Source organism: Alistipes sp. 56_sp_Nov_56_25 (assembly GCF_001915285.1).
GTDB lineage: Bacteria > Bacteroidota > Bacteroidia > Bacteroidales > Rikenellaceae > Alistipes > Alistipes shahii.
In genome coordinates this window covers 195,265-212,492 of the sequence record NZ_MNQF01000063.1, presented here as the reverse complement: position 1 = coordinate 212,492, position 17,228 = coordinate 195,265, and the positions used below count along the sequence as shown (strand labels likewise).

Annotated in this window: 15 protein-coding genes, 1 tRNA gene and 1 pseudogene; 7 read left to right on the top strand and 10 right to left on the bottom strand. The window is 60.3% G+C overall.

Annotated features, from left to right (window positions below):
• The 5 genes and pseudogenes from BHV64_RS11640 to BHV64_RS11620 all read right to left on the bottom strand — a co-directional run.
• Window positions 1-361 (bottom strand): annotated as a pseudogene (locus BHV64_RS11640) (VapE domain-containing protein); the annotation flags it as partial.
• Window positions 351-674 (bottom strand): DUF3853 family protein, encoded by a 324-nt coding sequence (locus BHV64_RS11635; RefSeq protein WP_288116039.1) that lies wholly within the window; start codon window positions 672-674, stop codon window positions 351-353. The pseudogene BHV64_RS11640 and the gene BHV64_RS11635, both read right to left, overlap by 11 nt.
• Window positions 675-852: 178 nt before the next feature.
• The gene (locus tag BHV64_RS11630) at window positions 853-1,803 is read right to left on the bottom strand and encodes a hypothetical protein (protein WP_288116037.1); all 951 of its coding nucleotides are present in this window, start codon (window positions 1,801-1,803) and stop codon (window positions 853-855) included.
• Window positions 1,804-1,805: 2 nt separating this feature from the next.
• Complete coding sequence (locus tag BHV64_RS11625) at window positions 1,806-3,095, bottom strand: site-specific integrase (RefSeq protein WP_288116035.1); 1,290 nt, start codon at window positions 3,093-3,095, stop codon at window positions 1,806-1,808.
• A gap of 366 nt (window positions 3,096-3,461) precedes the next feature.
• On the bottom strand, window positions 3,462-4,037 hold the full coding sequence (locus BHV64_RS11620; protein WP_217727502.1) for a hypothetical protein: 576 nt from the start codon (window positions 4,035-4,037) through the stop codon (window positions 3,462-3,464).
• Window positions 4,038-4,362: 325 nt separating this feature from the next.
• On the opposite strand from BHV64_RS11620, the gene BHV64_RS11615 reads away from it, so the two are divergent.
• The 3 genes from BHV64_RS11615 to BHV64_RS11605 all read left to right on the top strand — a co-directional run bounded on the left by BHV64_RS11615 (window position 4,363) and on the right by BHV64_RS11605 (window position 5,311).
• Window positions 4,363-4,770 carry a hypothetical protein gene (locus BHV64_RS11615; protein ID WP_288116033.1) on the top strand — a complete coding sequence of 136 codons (408 nt, stop codon included), beginning with the start codon at window positions 4,363-4,365 and terminating at the stop codon, window positions 4,768-4,770.
• A tRNA-Asp gene (locus tag BHV64_RS11610) sits at window positions 4,761-4,834 on the top strand. The genes BHV64_RS11615 and BHV64_RS11610 overlap by 10 nt, the downstream gene beginning before the upstream one ends.
• A gap of 273 nt (window positions 4,835-5,107) precedes the next feature.
• A complete protein-coding gene (locus BHV64_RS11605) occupies window positions 5,108-5,311 on the top strand; it encodes a DUF6132 family protein (RefSeq protein WP_015546056.1) in 204 nt (67 codons plus the stop codon).
• A 52-nt stretch (window positions 5,312-5,363) separates the two neighbouring features.
• Here the strand turns inward: BHV64_RS11605 and BHV64_RS11600 are convergent, their stop codons facing one another.
• From BHV64_RS11600 to BHV64_RS11590, 3 genes are read right to left on the bottom strand one after another with little or no spacing between them, the layout of a single operon-like run.
• Window positions 5,364-6,653, bottom strand: a complete 1,290-nt coding sequence (locus BHV64_RS11600) for a TolC family protein (protein WP_195525694.1) — start codon at window positions 6,651-6,653, stop codon at window positions 5,364-5,366.
• Complete coding sequence (locus tag BHV64_RS11595; RefSeq protein ID WP_217727504.1) at window positions 6,653-9,703, bottom strand: efflux RND transporter permease subunit; 3,051 nt, start codon at window positions 9,701-9,703, stop codon at window positions 6,653-6,655. The genes BHV64_RS11600 and BHV64_RS11595 overlap by 1 nt, the downstream gene beginning before the upstream one ends.
• Entirely contained in the window at window positions 9,700-10,713 is a 1,014-nt protein-coding gene (locus BHV64_RS11590) for an efflux RND transporter periplasmic adaptor subunit (RefSeq protein ID WP_015546053.1), read from the bottom strand. Before BHV64_RS11590 ends, BHV64_RS11595 begins: the two co-directional genes overlap by 4 nt.
• A gap of 154 nt (window positions 10,714-10,867) precedes the next feature.
• On the opposite strand from BHV64_RS11590, the gene BHV64_RS11585 reads away from it, so the two are divergent.
• From BHV64_RS11585 to BHV64_RS11575, 3 genes are all read left to right on the top strand, one after another.
• Entirely contained in the window at window positions 10,868-11,788 is a 921-nt protein-coding gene (locus tag BHV64_RS11585) for a helix-turn-helix domain-containing protein (protein WP_022062328.1), read from the top strand.
• Between the two features lie 59 nt (window positions 11,789-11,847).
• The gene (locus BHV64_RS11580) at window positions 11,848-13,011 is read left to right on the top strand and encodes a MalY/PatB family protein (protein WP_149887318.1); all 1,164 of its coding nucleotides are present in this window, start codon (window positions 11,848-11,850) and stop codon (window positions 13,009-13,011) included.
• A 64-nt stretch (window positions 13,012-13,075) separates the two neighbouring features.
• A complete protein-coding gene (locus BHV64_RS11575) occupies window positions 13,076-13,912 on the top strand; it encodes an endonuclease/exonuclease/phosphatase family protein (protein WP_044053960.1) in 837 nt (278 codons plus the stop codon).
• A 66-nt stretch (window positions 13,913-13,978) separates the two neighbouring features.
• On the opposite strand, the gene BHV64_RS11570 is transcribed toward BHV64_RS11575, so the two are convergent.
• Window positions 13,979-14,857 (bottom strand): DMT family transporter, encoded by an 879-nt coding sequence (locus tag BHV64_RS11570; protein ID WP_217727505.1) that lies wholly within the window; start codon window positions 14,855-14,857, stop codon window positions 13,979-13,981.
• A 322-nt stretch (window positions 14,858-15,179) separates the two neighbouring features.
• Between BHV64_RS11570 and BHV64_RS11565 the strand changes: the two genes are divergently transcribed.
• Window positions 15,180-16,028, top strand: coding sequence for a glycosyltransferase family 2 protein (locus BHV64_RS11565; protein ID WP_288116029.1), 849 nt, complete (start codon window positions 15,180-15,182; stop codon window positions 16,026-16,028).
• 206 nt (window positions 16,029-16,234) lie between these two features.
• On the opposite strand, the gene BHV64_RS11560 is transcribed toward BHV64_RS11565, so the two are convergent.
• Window positions 16,235-17,080 carry a bifunctional methionine sulfoxide reductase B/A protein gene (locus tag BHV64_RS11560; RefSeq protein ID WP_118406243.1) on the bottom strand — a complete coding sequence of 282 codons (846 nt, stop codon included), beginning with the start codon at window positions 17,078-17,080 and terminating at the stop codon, window positions 16,235-16,237.
• Window positions 17,081-17,228: the final 148 nt, after the last annotated feature.

Sequence of the window (17,228 nt, the reverse complement as noted above, 5' to 3'; positions counted from 1 at the left end):
GGGCGTTGCGCACAGTGACGGTCGCGGCCAGTTCGTCGATGGCCTGCGTTCCCGTTGCCGGCGGCAGTTTATGAAAATACGCCTGCACGGGATTCACACGCTCGGAAAAGTCGCTTTCGAGCATGCTGCGCAGGTTCTCCGCCGAGGTGGAGATGCCGATGGTGCGGTCGAGCTCCCGCCGGAAGGAGTTGAGCCGGTATTTGGTCACGGGGAGGAACTCGCCGTCGCTGCTGCGGAACTCCGCACGGCTTTTGACCGTGTTGTAGCGAAAGGCGTAATGCTCCCGCAGGAACTCCTCGATACGCTCGTTCCGGGACTGCTTGCAGGAGGCTGCAACGCTGTCTGACGACTTATTTGCCATCGCGGGAACCGACTTTTCTGCCACCGGTTTTGCGTCCGGCAAGTTCGAGCGCCAGTTCCGCGTCCACGATGATCTTACGACCGATCTGCGTGATGGCACGGTCGATTTTTCCGCTTCGTTTGATGCGGTTGGCTGTCGGAATACTACACCCGAACAATTCGGCGATTCCCCGAATGCCGTAGACGTGCTTTTTCGACGGAGCAACGACATACGATTGTCGTTCCGGCTGCTCTCCGCCATTCTGCTGGAGAAAGAGAAACTCTTCGCCCGTCATCTGCCAGAGCAATTTCGATTTCAATGCTTTTATATCCATATACGAATTACATTTGGTTAGACATGCGATCGCCAGCCGGTCGATCGTGCTGCAAATGTAATTCGCCGAAAAGCGGAGAACGAGCAATCGTAGTCAGCGCAGGATAACTGTACTGACTACGAATGATATGCAAAAATTATATTTAATACGGAATCGTACTACGATCGTAGCGAAACCGTTAAAAGGGAAGGTCGTAAAAAATCGTACGGTAGATTTTCATCAGCGGTTCGCGGCGGCGCCGTTCGAAATTCTGACCGATCGGAATTCGGTAACGCTCCTCGAAAAAACGCTTGATCGACGTATCGCGGTTCGGAAGGAAATAATCGTGGTCGATAAGTCCGGCCAAAAACGCAACCAGCCGTTTGATATCCGGTTTGTCGTTCTTGTGTTTCGCCTGCCAGTGCAGATCTTCGCCCAGATCGCCAGACTTGACCAGTCGCTTTTCCAGTTCGTTGAACTTGTCGAACATCCGCGACCGGAAGATTTCGTCTGGCGAAATACTTTTGAACTCGGTCGGTTGATCGGCAGCTTCCATCGTTGCCGGTGCAGCTGTTATCGTTTTCTTTTCAACGGGAAAATAGCTGTCGAGAACCGAGGCTGAAAAGCGGCTCATTTCATAGATAGCGGTATAATAGTCCCTGCCGATCCAACCTGCATTTTCCCGGCGATATGCGGCGCGCTCGTTATCGAGTTCATTCAACGCCGCACGGTTTTCCCGCAACAATTCTTCGCGCTCCCGCTCCGTCGGATAAGGATATTCTTCGATCTCTTTTCTATCGTTCAACAGCAATCTACGTTTTCCGGCAAACAAGTAGTCTTCCTGAAGCCGGCACAAATCGCCGAAACAGACTTGACGGAAAAACTCTTTACGAGTTTCGCAGATATGGATATTCTCCCGGATCAAATTCCGCAGACGGGTAAGTACCCGTTCACTGATACCCTCGGCGATAAGGCGCAGAGCGATCGGCTCCACGGGCATGGCCTGCAATGCGGCGCATGCATCCCGATAGGTCTGCTGACGGTAGACCTGATAGGCATCCGTCGTACAGGGGTCGGACTCAAGGCGCTCATTGAGTGTTTCGTAAACAGCGGCCAATTCCGTTATTGAAGTATAAATGTCCGGATCCATAATCACAACATATTGAATTTATCCATTGCGTTCGCTTTGATGTCATCGGCGATGTCGATATAGGGTTTCATCGCCTTATAGTCGCTATGCCCCGTCCATTTCATCACCACCTGCGCCGGAATACCCAAAGAGAGTGCATTGCAAATGAAGGTGCGACGACCGGCGTGCGTACTCATCAATTCGTATTTCGGCGTTATGAGGTCGATGCGTTCATTGCCCTTGTAGTAGGTTTCCCGCACCGACTCGTCGATACCGGCCAGCTTCGACAACTCTTTCAGATAGTCGTTCATCTTCTGGTTGCTGACGACAGGCAATACCTTATCCCCCTCGAATGCCACTTGCCTGTACTTATCGAGGATCGCACGGCTGTAATTGTTCAGCTCGATCACGAGGCCGTCGGCCGTCTTGACGGTCGTAACTTCGATATGGTTCTCTTTGACATCGCTGCGGCGCAGGTTGAAGACATCCGAATAGCGCAAGCCCGTGAAACACTGAAACAGGAATACATCCCGCACCCGTTCGAGGTATTGTTTCGTAGCGGGAATCGGATATTCGCGCAACTTCGACAGTTCCTCCCATGTCAGAAAAATCACCTTTTTCGGAGTGCTCTTCAACTTCGGGTTGAAGTCCTCGTAGGCATTGTTCATGCAGTAGCCCTTTTTACTGCACCAGCGTAAAAACCATTTCAGGTAAGCGATCTGTTTTAAGATCGACGTATTGCGCAATCCTTCCCGCTCTTCGAGGAATTGGACATATTGCGTCAAACGCGATTCATCCAACGACTCGAAACTCAGATCCGGATCGAACTTGGTCAGGTGGGACTTGACTGCGGCAAATTTCTCATATGTGGCAGCAGACCAACCATTCTGCATTCCGCACTCTTTAATAAATTCGGGAAAGACATCCAGCGGCTTGAACGAAACCGATTCGGGAACTTCAACTGCTACTTCCGGGTCTTCGTGCTGCCGATTGAACGCCTCTTTCAACTGTTCCGGAGTAGGCATAGTATTTCGTACCTCGAATTCCTTGAAGGTATTTTGAATTTCCGTATAATAACGCAGCAGATCGGCATTTATTTCCGATGCGCTCTGTTTGAGTTTATTCGTGCAGCCGAATTTCACGCGCTGTTTAGCAGCATCCCATTTTACCGCATCGATTCGATAGCCGGTAGTAAACTCGACCCGCTTACAATTATATATGACACGCATACGGATCGGAACATTTTCCGCAACAATAACCCCGGCCTTCCTGCGTTTCTCTAATGTGAAGATAATATTGCGTTTGATATTCATGCCACAATCGTTAAATCAACACCCAAATATACACCCAATTTTTGAAATATCAAAAGATATTTTATGAATTTCAAATATCATATGTCTTGTAATATGTTGTTTATTAATAGATATTTGCGTATTTGTGATATTTCAAGATTTTATAGGTGATAGTCCCCTACGCACCGCAGAGTTCGAAGGACCAATTCAAAGAAGCCTTGTAAACGGATCGTTTACAAGGCTTTTTCGTTGTTCGCGGCGGATGCCGGATTCGTCCTCCGCGAAATTCCGGATGCCCGAGGCGAATGCGATCGGCCCCGGCAAACGGACAAAAAGGCGGTTGCGGGCATCAATTCCGGCAAATCGCACCCGGCGCCCTGTCCCCGCCTACTCCACCAGACGGACGAAGCAGGCGTCGCTGACATTGGGACCGTCGCCGGCGGTCCAGTCGCTTATCAGAAACGCATTCGACCCGAAATGGTTGAAATCGTATGTCGAAACATTGATGTCCCACGAGGAGGTTCCGTTCGACTGCCGGTTGCACCAGTAGAGTCCCCCGAAATTGGTGTAGATGGTATGGAAAAGCGGACGATAACGTACATCGGAAGAGGTATAGAGTGCGCTGCGGGCGGCGTAACGCAATACGCCGTACTTTCCATTCTCCTGGGCGCAATGCTTCCGGCGACCGTATCCGGACACGCCCACCGGGAAGAAGATATTGGCCCCGGCGCCGCCCGAATTGAGACTTCCCGCAGGATTGAAGACGAAACAGCCGCGCATGCCCTTGTTCGTGTTGCTCGCATTGTAATAGGCATAGCCGTTCACGTCCGACAGGTTCAGCGAAGTCTCGGTCGAAGCATCGTCGTAGAGCACGCCGAACGCAAACTGGCAGTTCTTCTGTAACACCTCGAAATCCGCCAGTTCAGCGACATGGCACTGCCTGCCGCCGATGGTTTGCGGCATGTTGCTGAAGCCCTCCGAACTGCGTGACTTGCTCGTTATCCAGGTCTGTCCGGGGACCGCATTCCAGGTTCCCGTCAGCCCCGAACTCGTGGGAGCCAGCCGGAACGGAGTCGTGACATGGTCGGCAAACCGGTCGAACTGGTTGTTGACGGCGTCAATGGGCTGGTCGACATTGCCGTAGCGGAAGAGCGAACCCTCCTCGCAGGGGCGCGGCGGCCTCGTGATCCTGATATTTCAGGTTGAATGTGTGCCATTTGGCCGATCCGGCCACCCGGATGGGGGCATAGCCCTGACGCACGAAGATGCGGTGGTAACACGACAGGTTGTGATAGCGGACCAGGATGATGCTGCACCGGCTTTGATCTTCGCCGATCGTACCGGCGGGCTGACAGGTAAAGCGGATTTCGGACCCGGTCGATCCCTCCACCGTGCCGCCCAACACGCCGTTGAGCTTGATCCACTCCTTGCCGACCTCGACCTCGGCCTTCCAGGGACCTTCGGTAAATTCCCACCCCGCCGCCGGTTTGCCCTTCCGGCACGCCGCCGTTCAGACGCTTCAGCCGCAAAACGGCGGTCAACACCCTTCACAGGGCGAGACAGCGTGAAGGCGACAAAAAAAATTTCAATGCTTTTGTCCTTAAGAATTAAGCAGATTGGTGCGAATACCGCCGGCGCGCCGCACAAAAAATCAAAAAAAAACTTTGCACTCGCAATAACCGGAATGGTGCGTTAGTTCAGCTGGTTAGAATACGTGCCTGTCACGCACGGGGTCAGGGGTTCGAGTCCCCTACGCACCGCAGAAACAAAAGGAACTTTCGGAAAAGTTCCCACGAAAATGAAAATCACCCCTGTCAGAAATCTCTCCGGCAGGGGTGAAATCCTATCTATACCCCATCTTGTCAGCCCCCCCCCTTCACTTTCCACTTTTCACCTTTCACCTTTCCATCCCTCCTCCGCTCCGACATCCGCCGACTCCGATCCATTTATTTTCCATAGGAAATTTGTTTTATCGGAAAATAATCAATACTTTCGCAACGTTATTTCAATGGAAAACGTAAACCCGTTATAAGATGAAACTGCTGAAACGACATTGGCCGACGCTGCTGGGAGCGGCGCTGGGAGCCTTGGGAGGCTATCTCTACTGGTATTTCGTGGGGTGCGCCGACGGCACGTGCCCGATCACCTCCTCGCCGCTCAACAGCACGCTGTGGGGAGCCGTCATGGGCGGACTGCTGTTGAGCATGTTCGAACCGAAACCGCCCCGGAAAGAGTGAAAAAACGGGCGTCCGGTCGGTTCCGGACGCCCGTTTTTGCGGCTGACGACCGCTATCGCCCCGTCACACGCATGTAACGCGCCAACGAAGTCCGGTAAGCGGCGCATGCCGAGGTGAAGTCGTTGCGGCTCCGGGTGTAGAGCGTCTCGGCGTCCAGCAGGTCGGTGAGCGGAGCCGTTCCGGCCTGGTAGAAATTGCGGTTCTGCCGCAGGTTCTCGGCGGCCGACGTCACGGAACGCCGCGTCAGCAGAATCTGCGCATAGGATTCCTGCACCTCGCTCCACGTCCGCTCGATCTCCACGGCCAGCATCTCGCGGGCCTGCAACCGATCGTTCTCGGCCTGCTGCTCCCGGATGCGGGCCTTCTTCAGGGCGTGCGCCCCGCCCCACCAGTCGGAGATGGGGACCGACACCTGGGCGAAAACCAGCCCGTCGTCCACATCCTTGTCCGTCACGTTGTAGTAGAGGTAGCCGGCCCCGACGCCCACCGTCGGCAGGCGTTTGCCGCGCTCCATGCGCTTCCGGTACTTCTGAGCCTCGACATTCTTCTCGGCGAGCCGGTACTCGGCCCGGTTGTCCAACGCCTCCTCGACCGGCACGTAGAACGCCGCGGGCGCCTCGGGCTGGCCGAACTCCGCCGCCGCCACGTCGAAAGCGCGCCAGTCGACACCGATATGCTGTGCCAGCAGCATCTTCGAGACTTTCAGTCCGTTTTCGACCTTCAGGCGGTTCGACGCGATCTCCTGCTGCCGCAGTTCCACGCGCAGCAGGTCGTTCGTCGTCACCAGCCCGGCCTTGACCGAGAGTTCCACCTGGCGGTGAATCTCCTCCAGCTGGCGTTCCACGGCTTCGATGGTCGAAAGGTTGTCGCGCAGCGACACGACCTGCCAGTAATAGGCGTCGGTCTGCTCGCGCACCTCGGACTCGGTCTTCTGCAACTGCAACCGCCCGACCTCCTCGCCCAGCCGGGCGAGCTTGTTGCCGTTGATGATCTTCAGCCCCGCGAAAACGGGCTGCACGGCCGTGATGCCGCCCACAATCCCCCGCTTGACCATCGACAGCGGCAGGTTCATCGTCCCCAGCTGCGGGATGGTCATGCCGAAATCGGCCTGCACCAGTCCGTGCTGGGCCTGGAAAACGCCTCCCGTGGCCGAGACCTGCGGGAAGTAGCCGGTCAGCGCCTCGCGGCGCGTTTGCAGGGCCGCTTCAAGTTCGAACCGGCCGTCGCGGAGCGTGCGGTTGTGCTCGGCGGCGGCCGCGCGGCATTCGTCGAGCGTCAGGGTCTGCGCCCCGGCCGGAAGGGCCGTGCAGCAGAGAATCAGATATACGAGAGCCTTTTTCATCACTTGTAGATTTTGGAGTAAAGAACCGGAAGGATCGTGACCACGAGGATCAGCGAGCCGATGCCTCCGGCGAAAATCGTAACACCCACGGGCGCCCAGAACGTACTGCCTCCCAACATCATCGGCACGACGCCCACGGCCGTGGTGGCCGTCGTGAGGAAGATCGGGACCATGCGGCGCTTTCCGGCGTCGTAGGCCGCCAGCTTGCCCGACCAGTGGCAGACCTTGCGTTTGTCCTCGGCATGCTGGTACATCAGGATCACGTTCCGCACGATCATGCCCAGCAGGGTGATGAAACCCAGCACCGAGGTCAGCCCGATGGTGAAGTCGGCGATCCACAATCCGACCATCGCGCCGAACAGACACAGCGACATCGAGGCCATGACGACCAGCGTGATGCCGAATTTGCGGAAGTTGACGAGGATGAAGAAAAAGATGATCACCAGCGAGATGCTCAACCCCGCGGCGATGGGCGGCAGGGTCTCGGCGTCGAACTCGTGCGCGCCGCCCAGCTCGGTCTCGACGCCCGGCGGGAGCGGAATCTCGTCTTTCAACATCCGGCTGATGCGCGAGGTCATCCGCATCGCGTTGGCGCCGCGTTTCAGGTCGGCCGTCACGGTGATGCAGCGCATGCCGTTGCGGTGGACGATCTTCGACTGGCTCCACGCGGGTTCCACGTCGGCGATCTGCCGCAGGGGCACGCTCACCCCCGGCACGGGCGAGGAGACATAGGTGTCCCCGATGTCCGACAGCGAGCGTTCGCCCAGCCGGGCGTCGCGCTTGAGCACCACCGGGAGCCTGTAATCGCCCTCCCAGACCGAACCCACGGCCACGTCACCCGACGCCAGGGCCATGTTGGCGGCCACGACCGTGCGCGTGATACCCAGCTGCGACGCCGTGACGGGATCGAGCCGCACCTCGGCGATCGCCCGCGGGTCCTCGTAATCGGTATGCACCCATTGCAGTTCGGGCATCTGCCGCATGCGGGCCATCAGCCGGTCGGCCGCGGCGCGCAGCGAGTCGATGTCGCTGCCGTAGAAGCGGAATTCGAGCGACGGCACGTTCTGGTAGTCGAGCTGCTTGAACTTGACGTAGGCTTCGGGGAAACGGTCGGCCCACGCGTCGGCGTACTCGTCGAGAATGGCCTCCGTATCGCCGACCGACGTGGTGTTGACGATGAACTGCGCGTAGTTCTTGCCCGCGATCTGCGGGGCGTAGCTCATCTGGAAGCGCGGCGACGAGCACCCCACGAACGAGGTGACCGACTTCACCCGTTCGTCGGCTCGCAGCGCCCGGTAAACCGAATCGGCGACGGCCCCGGTGCGTTCCAGCGGCGTGTCGGGGCGCAGGTAGATCTCCACGGCGAACTGGTCCCGGTCGGCGAAGGGAACCATGCGGAACTTGAGCTGCGTGGCGATCAGCAGCGACACGACCACCGAGGCGGCGCCGAGCGAGATCGTCAGCCACCCGTGGCGGAAGGTCCACGCCAGCACGCGGCGGTAGACGTCGTGCACCCGGTCGGTGAACGACCTGCGGCCGTCCCTGCGCACGTGAACGGCCGGAATGATCAGTATCTCGAGGAACGGAATGACCATCACGGCCAGCAGCAGCGACACCATCAGGTTAATGGTGATCGTCCACGGGAACCAGGTCAAGAAGTCGCCCATCATGCCCGTCATCGTGAAGAGGATCGGATAGAAGATCATGCAGATACAGATCGTGGCCAGCAGCAGCGAGGGGAAGAACTCCCGGGCGCTCTCCACGGCGGCGAACCACCGCGAATGGCCGCGCCCGAGGTAATCGAGGTAGCCGTCGATCACCACGATCGAGTTGTCGACGATCATGCCCAGCACGACGACCAGCGCGGCGAGCGTCACGGTGTTCAGCGGAATGCCGCAGAGGTACATCATGCCCACCGATATGAAGGTCGACATCGGGATCGTCAGCGCGGCGACGATGGCCGACCGCAGCGGGAAGAGGAGCATCATCACGACGATGATGATGGCCATGGCCACGAACAGGTCGCGCAGGAACGAGTGCACCGAGTCGCCGACGACCTTGGCCTGGTCGGCGATGCGCTGCACGCTGACATCGGCGGGAAGCTCCTCTTCGATGAAGGCGTGCAGCACCTCGTCGACCTCGCGGCCGTACTCCACGATGTTGTTCCCGGCCTGCATCTCCAGCGACAGCAGCACGCAGCGGTGGCCGTTGTTGCGGATATAGCTGTCCGGATCGTCGTACTCGCGCACGACGCGCGCCACGTCCTTCACCCGCAGGACGTGCCCTTCGGGATCGCTCCAGACGATCTGCTCGGCGACCTCCCGCTCCCCGGCCAGCGACGGCGCGATGTGGATCGGGGTCTCGGTCTCGGCATTGCTCACCGAGCCGCCCAGCGGGATCAGCCCCTGCGCGGCCAGCGCCGCGGAGAGCGTCTTCTCGCCGATGCCGTAGGCCGCGAGCCGTTCGGGATCGGCGTAAACCGAGATCTGCTCCTGCTGCACGCCGTAGGGGCGCAGGTTGGAGACCGATTCGATGCGGCGCAGACGGTCGCTCAAATCGTCCATATACCCTTTCAGTTCGCGGTAGGAGCGCGTGTCCGATTCGAGGGTGATCAGCAGCGCCGAGGTGTCGCCGAAATCGTCGTTGGTCACCACGGCCGCGACACCCGCAGGCAGCTGCATCTTGAACGCCGCCAGCCCGTGCTTGACTTTCGACCATACCTCGTCCTTGTCGTTCACATCGTCGTTCAGCTCGACCATCACGTAACACATGCCGTTCTGCGACGTGGAGGTGGTCTTCGCACGCTTCACCTCCTTGTAGGTCATCAGGAACTGTTCGAGCGGCTTCGCCAGCTGCTCTTCGACCTCCTCGGCCGTCGCCCCGGGATAGACGCCCACGACGACGCCCTGCCGGATCGTGTACTCGGGGAACTCCTGCTTGGGAATGCGCGCAAGGGCGTAGATTCCGAACACGAACAGGCAGCCCACGATCAGGAAGGTGATGCGGAAATTCCGCATCGACCAGGCTATTACGCTATTCGAACTTCTCATCGCCATACGACTTTACTGCCCTCGCCGATCTTCTGCATGCCGTCCACGACGATGCGGTCGCCCGCCGCGACGCCCCCGGTCAGCACGATGCCGTTGTTCACCAGCCGCCCCGTCGTGACGGCCGTACGCACGGCCGAATCGCCGCGCACGGTCCACACGAAACGGCTCCCGTCGCCCGCCTGCTGCACGGCGCGCAGCGGAACGGCGATCTCCTCGGCCGACTCTGCGGGCGAAACCGTCACGCGGCACACCATGCCCGGCAGCAACTCGCCAGCGGCGTTGTCCAGCGTGGCGCGCACGTCGTAGGTGTGGGCCGCTGGATTGGCCACGGCGCCCTTTTCGATCTTCCCGGCGGGGAACACCCGGTCGCCGAGCGCGGCGACGCCCACCCCGATCCGGCTGTCGGCGCCGAGCCGGGCGATCTCCTGCTCGGGGACCGAGAAGCGCACCTTGACGCGTCCGACTTCGAGCAGCGTCAGCACGGGAACGCCCGGCAGGGCCGTCTCCCCGGCCGAAATCCGCCGCTGGCCGACCACCCCGGAAAAGGGCGCGTAAAGCGAGCAGTCCTCCAGATTCTTCTTCGCGATCCCGAAGGCCGCCTCGGCCTGCCGCAGCCGGGTCTGCGCCTCGACCCACTTGATCTCGGGCAGGCTCTCGGCGTCGTAGAGCTGTTTCAGACGCGCACAGGCGTCCTTCGCCTGATTCAGCGCGGCTTCGGCGGCCTCGAAAGTCCGGCGCGCCGAGGTGGGATCGAGCTCGGCGAGCAGGTGACCTTTGCCGACGCGCCGGCCCTCGTCCGCAAAAGTGCGGGCGACGGTCCCGGCGACGGGGAAGCTCAAGGCGGCCGAAGACTCCTCTTCGATCGCACCTACATAAACGGCCGCCCCGACGTCGGCCGAGGGCGCGGCCACGATGGTTTCGACACGCAGCGGATCGACCGTGCGGTTCTTTTTCGGAGATGAACAGCCGGCGGCCAGCAGCAGCGCGGCACAGAAAACAGTTCGTTTCATCGGTTCTTCAATTTTTCGATGCAAAGTTCCCCTTTTAGCTCCCTCCGGAAAAGGCCGCCGTGTCGGTTAAATTAGCCGATTGGTTCGATTTCCAACCTTTCGACAAATCGTATTCGGCAAATTCGTTATATTTGCCCGAAATACGACCGATAAAATGAACGAAAAGGAGATTCAGAGCTTCTCGCTCGAAACATTGCTCACCGTCAACGAACCGCGCCCGGAAGACCTCTATTTCGATGGCTGTCTGATCGCTTCGCGCGTCAAGATCATGGACACGGTCAACATCGACCTGTTCCGCTACCCGACGCGTCTCGATGCCTTCGCGATCCTTTTTTGTTCCGAAGGTTCGATTTCGTTCACCTCGGGACTGCGCCGCCACACGCTCGACGCGAAGATGCTGTTCGTCCTCCTGCCCGGCTCGATTCTGCAAGTGGAATCCATCCGGCCGGAGTCCTCGGTCTACACGGTGATCTGCGAAGAGGAGTTCATCCGGCGCATCAACATCGACATCAAACTGCTTTCGAGGCTCTTTTTAAGCGTCGAGAAACAGCCCTGCCTGCGGCTCTGCGAAGCCGAATGGGCCGGCATCACCGGCTCGTTCGCCGAAATCCGCTCCGAGAGCCTGCCCCGCCCGGGCGACGTCTATTCGCCGGAGATCCTGCGCTCGATGATCCGCACGCTGGCCTACAAGGTCTGCCGCATCATCGGGCGGCACATCGAGTCGCAGCCCGCCCCGGAGACCTCGGCCCGCAGCCGCAACGACGAGTATTTCAACCAGTTTATGAGCGAACTGACCAAACATTACATGCAGGAGCGTTCGGTGGGCTTCTACGCCGGGCAGCTGCACCTGACGCCCAAATACCTCACGACGATCATCCGCAAGACCTCGGGCCGCACCGCCGCCGAATGGATCGACGACTACGTGGTGCTCGAAGCCAAAAACCTGCTGAAATATTCGACGATGAGTATTCAGGAGATCGCCTACTGCCTCAATTTCCCCAACCAGTCGTTTTTCGGCAAGTATTTCCGCAGCCACACGGGCATGACCCCGTCGGCATACCGGATGAGCAAATAGCCGGAGGTTTTGCAGCGGTCCGACTTTTTCGTATCTTTGTAAATAAAGTGCATTCCGATATGGCAAAATACGATTTCGATCAACTGATCCCGCGCCGGGGAACCAACTCGGTGAAGTGGGACGAGGAACCTGCGGCCGACATCCTCCCGATGTGGGTCGCCGACATGGATTTCCGCACGGCCCCGTGCGTCGTCGAGGCGCTCCGCCGCCGGGTGGAGCACGGCGTCTACGGCTACGCCACGGTCCCGGAGAGCTACTACGGGGCGGTCACGTCCTGGTTTGCCCGGCGGCACGGCTGGGCGCCCGGAGCGGACTGGATACTTCCCGTGACGGGCGTGATCCCGGCGCTCTCGGCCATTCTCCGGGCGCTGACACGCCCCGGAGACCGGGTGCTGGTGCTGACGCCCGTCTACAACCACTTCTTCATCGCCATCGACAACAGCGGGTGCTCCGCCGCGGAGTGCGAACTGACTTACGGCGACAACCGCTATACGGTCGATTTCGACGCGCTGGAACGCCGGGCCGCCGACCCTGCCGTGAAACTGATGCTGCTCTGCAACCCGCACAACCCCGCGGGGCGGGTCTGGACGCCCGAAGAGCTGCGCCGCATCGGCGACATCTGCCTGCGCCGCGACATACTGGTCGTGGCCGACGAAATCCACTGCGAGCTGGTGATGCCGGGATTCCGCTACACCCCCTTCGCCTCGCTTTCGGAGGAGTTCGCGCGCCGCTCGGTCACCTGCGCCTCGCCCAGCAAGGCATTCAACCTCGCGGGAGTGCAGGTGGCCAACATCTTCGCCGCCGACGCCGGCCTCCGGGAACGGATCGCCCGGTCGCTCGAAATCAACGAGACGGGCATGATCAGCCCCTTCGCCATCGAGGCTCTGACGGCGGCCTACACGGACGGCGCCGAGTGGCTCGACGCGCTCAACGGCTACCTGTGGGAAAACTACCTTTTCCTGCGGGACTACTTCGCGCGGCATCTTCCGCAGTTCCCGGTGCTTCCGCTGGAAGGAACCTACCTCGTCTGGGCCGACTGCCGGGCCGCGGGGCTGTCGTCCGACACGCTCACCCGACGGCTGCTGGACGAAGGCCGCCTGCACGTCAACTCCGGGTCCATGTACGGCGCCGCGGGCGAAGGCTTCATCCGCCTGAACATCGCCTGCCCGCGCAAACTGCTGGCCGAGGGTCTCGACCGCCTGAAAAGGGTTCTGACAACCTGAAAAACGGTTGGCTTTCCGAAAAATATTGCTACCTTTGCACAAGTTAATCACACCTGTAACCCAAATGAAGAAAATAGCACTTCTGCTGCTGTTAGCAGCCTCTTTTTCAATGCCGGCATTCGCCGCCGACGGCGCCGAACCGATCAAACTGATCTCCTACAACCTGCGCACCAGCCACGGCAAGGACGGCGACAACGTCTGGATGAAACGTCGTCACGCCACTCCGGAGATGATCCGCCGGGAGGCTCCCGACGTGTTCGGCGTGCAGGAAGGACTTATCGACCAGCTGCACTACATCGACACCGAGTGCCCGCAGTACGCCCGCGTGGGCGTGGGCCGCGACGACGGCGCCGAGAAGGGCGAGTTCATGGCCGTCTACTACCTGCGCGATCGTTTCGAGCTGCTCGACAGCGGCACGTTCTGGCTCAGCGAAACACCCGACAAGGTGTCGCGCGGCTGGGACGGGGCCTGCAACCGCACGGTGACGTGGGTCGAACTCAAGGACCGGAAGTCGGGCAAGGAGTTCTTCTATTTCAACACCCACCTCGACCACAAGGGCAAGGCGGCGCGCGAAGAGGGCGTGAAGCTGCTCATCGAAAAGATCCACGAGATCGCCGGCAAGAAAGCCCCGGCCATCGTCGGCGGCGACTTCAACACCCCGGTCGACAGCCCGATCTTCAAACCCCTGACCAAATATATGGTCTCGGCCCGCGCCAAGGCCGCTACGACCGACCACAAGGGGACTTTCAACGGATTCGGCTCGGCTCCCGACACCATCGTCATCGACCACCTCTACTACCGCGGCAAGCTCAAATGCCAGCTATTCGCCACGCTCGACGGCAACTACGGAGCGCCCTACATTTCGGACCACTACCCCATCGCGATGGTCTTCACACTTTAAGAACACGAAAAATCCCGGAGCGCAAACTCCGGGATTTTTCGTATCGCCGCACGCCGGCCGCCCCGGCTACCCTTTCCGACTGCGCAGGACCACGACCGACACCGCCGCCACGATCAGCAGGATGCCCGCGGCGCCCTTCGCCATGAAAGGCTCGGCAAAAACCCAGACGCCGATCACCACGGCGGTCAGCGGCTCCATGGCCCCGAAAATCGAGGTCAGCGTCGGCCCGATGCTCTTGATGGCCTGCACCAGCGCCATGTTCGAGACGGCCGTCGCCGGAATGGCCACACCGAGGATATAGAGCCACGTATGCGGGTCGGTCTCAAGACGCACGCCGCCCGTCAGCAGGCCCCCGGCGATGAAAAACAGCGCACCGAAGGCCATCACGCAGCAGGTCAGCACCGTGGAGTCGATCTCCACCGCGCGGCTCCGGCGCACGCCCACGATGTAACCGCCGTAGGCAACGACCGAGACGGTCGCCGAAACGATTCCCAGCGTCGTGTCGCCGTGCGAGAAATCGACGTTGCCCAGCGACAGCAGCACCGCGCCGACGATCGACATGCCGATCGCCGCGAAGGTCCACACCGAACCGCGTTCGCGGAAGAAACACATCATCACGACGGCCACGACCAGCGGATACATGAAGTGAATCGTCGAGGCCACCCCGCTGGCGATGTTCTGATAGGCGATCACCAGGCTCAACGACGTCGCGGCGCGGAACAGGCTCAGCAGGAACACCGTGCCCAGTTCGCGCCTCCCGAGGCGGAAATCGCATCCCGCCAGCAGGCCGTAGGCTCCCAGACACAACGACGCCACCCCCCAGCGGTAGGTCAGGACCTCGAACGACGAATAACCCACGCCCAGCAACAGCAGGGTGAACAGCGGGGCCAGTCCGAATGTCGACGAGGAGAGAGCCGCCCAGAGAATGCCTTTGACACGCAACATAAAAAACTCGTTTGGAGCCGCAAAAATAAGAAATATATCGCCATTCCGCACAGCCCCGGAGTGAAAAGCGCCGCCGCAGAGCGGTTTTCCCCGCTTCCCGGCCGGGGTTCCGGAATCCGCCGCCGGGACCGTCCCGAACTCCCCGCCGCCCGGCCGACTGTCGCCGAGCCTGCCTCCGCCCCGCAATCGACGACGGCCGCTTTCCCGCCGCAGGCTTCCGGTCCGTCCGCCGGGCCTGCCTCCGCCCCGGCCCGGCAATCAGCGCCGAATCGCTTGCCCGTGCGGAATTTAATGCTACCTTTGCCGTATAAACCCCGATCGCATGAAATGGTACTCGAAATACCTCCCCGTCTATGAAAAGCCCTTCGCCGAAGTCCCCGCGGAGACCGTCGCCGAAGTGCGCGCGAAACTCGCCGAACGACAGTCGGACCGGCCGCTGGCGACCGTGTCGGTCATCGCCTGCAACGAGGAAAAACGGCTGACGGCCTGTCTCTGGTCGCTCGCCGAACAGCGATGCCGCTACCCGATGGAGATCATCGCCACGGACAACCTGTCGAAGGACCGCACGGCGGAGATTTTCGAAACCCTCGGTCTGCCGTGGCAGCGCGAAACGACGCCCGGATGCGGCCATGCACGCCTCTGCGGACTGAACCGCGCCCGGGAAAAATACCACATCAACATCGACGCCGACACCATATACCCGCCGCGCTACGTCGAAACGATGGTCGACGCGCTGGAACGCCGGGGCGTCGTGGCGGCCAGTTCGCTGTGGAGCTACATTCCCGACGCAGCCCACTTCGCCGCCGGACTTTGGTTCTACGAACTGGCCCGCGACACGCACCTGTGGCTCCAGTCGTTCCAACGCCCCGAATTGAGCGTCCGCGGACTGGTTTTCGCCTACGATACCGAGCTGGCCCGCAAGGTGGGTATCCGCACCGACATCATCCGCGGCGAGGACGGATCGCTGGCCCTCGGACTCAAGCCGTACGGCCGCATCGCCTTCGTCCGCAGCCGCCGGGCGCGCGCCGTGACGGGCTACGGCACCGTCTCGAAGGACGGCACGCTGCTGGACAGTTTCCGCGTGCGGGCCGTCAAGGCGCTGAAAGGCCTCGGCGGAATGTTTTTCAAAAAATCGGAATACAAGGACGAGGAGGACAATCTGTTGAAATAGCGCTTTGGCCCGGACCCAACCAAAGGCCCGGGCCGAAGTGCGGAACCGGGCAGAAAGCACCGGGCCGAACAGAAAGCACCGGGCCGGACAGAGAGCACCGGTCCGGACAGAAAAGCATCGGACCGGACAGAAAGCACCGGGCCGGACAGAAAAGCATCGGGACTGAAACGGCGGACCCCGCCCCTCTACCCGGCCCCTTACAGCGATCAGAACCGCTTGGTGTAGGCGTGGCAATAGGGCTGCGCGCCTTTGCGGTCGTAATAGTCCTGGTGATACTCTTCCGCCGGCCAGAAAGTCGTGGCCGCCGTGACGCGCGTGGCGACGTCGTACCCTTTCGCACGCAGCTCGGCGATCAGTTTTTCAGCCGTCGCGCGCTGGGCCGGTGTCGTATAGAAGACCTCCGAACGGTACTGGTCGCCGATGTCGGGTCCCTGCCGCCCGACCTGCGTGGGGTCGTGAATCTCGAAAAAGAGCCGCGCCAGCTTTTCGTAGGAGACTTTCGCCGGATCGAACGTCACCCGCACCGCCTCGGCATGTCCCGTGCGGTGGCTGCACACCTCCTCGTAAGTGGGATTCTCCGTATGTCCGCCGATGTATCCCGACACGACATCGAACACCCCCGGCTCCTTCGAAAGCAGATGCTCCACGCCCCAGAAACAGCCTCCGGCGAAGATCGCCGTCTCGGTCCGCTCCTTTTTCGCCGCGGGCACGAACTCCAGCGACACGGAGTTGACACAGTGGCGCGTGTTCCGGGGCGTAAAACCCTCGCCTGTGAAAACATGGCCCAGATGACCGCCGCACCGGGCGCAGGTGATCTCCGTGCGCCGCCCGTCGGCATCGACGGTCCGTTTCACGGCTCCGGGAATCTCGTCGTCGAAACTCGGCCAGCCGCACCCCGCGTCGAACTTGTCCGACGAACGGTACAACGGCGCGCCGCACTGCCGGCAGACGTAGGTTCCGTCCTCCTTGTGTTTGTAGTAGCGGCCCGTGAAGGGGGCCTCGGTCCCCTTGTCCACGATCACCCGCTTCTCCTCCGGTGTCAAAGGTTTCATATTTTGTCCATTTACGGTCCCGCACAGGGCGAGGCAAATTATCAGAATAACGGTTTTCATAAATATCTCCAATCAAAAACTGCGCCGCCCGGGCAAAAAGCAGGATTCCGGAGAAGATCCCAAACGCCGATTCGGGTCCGGACCGTTT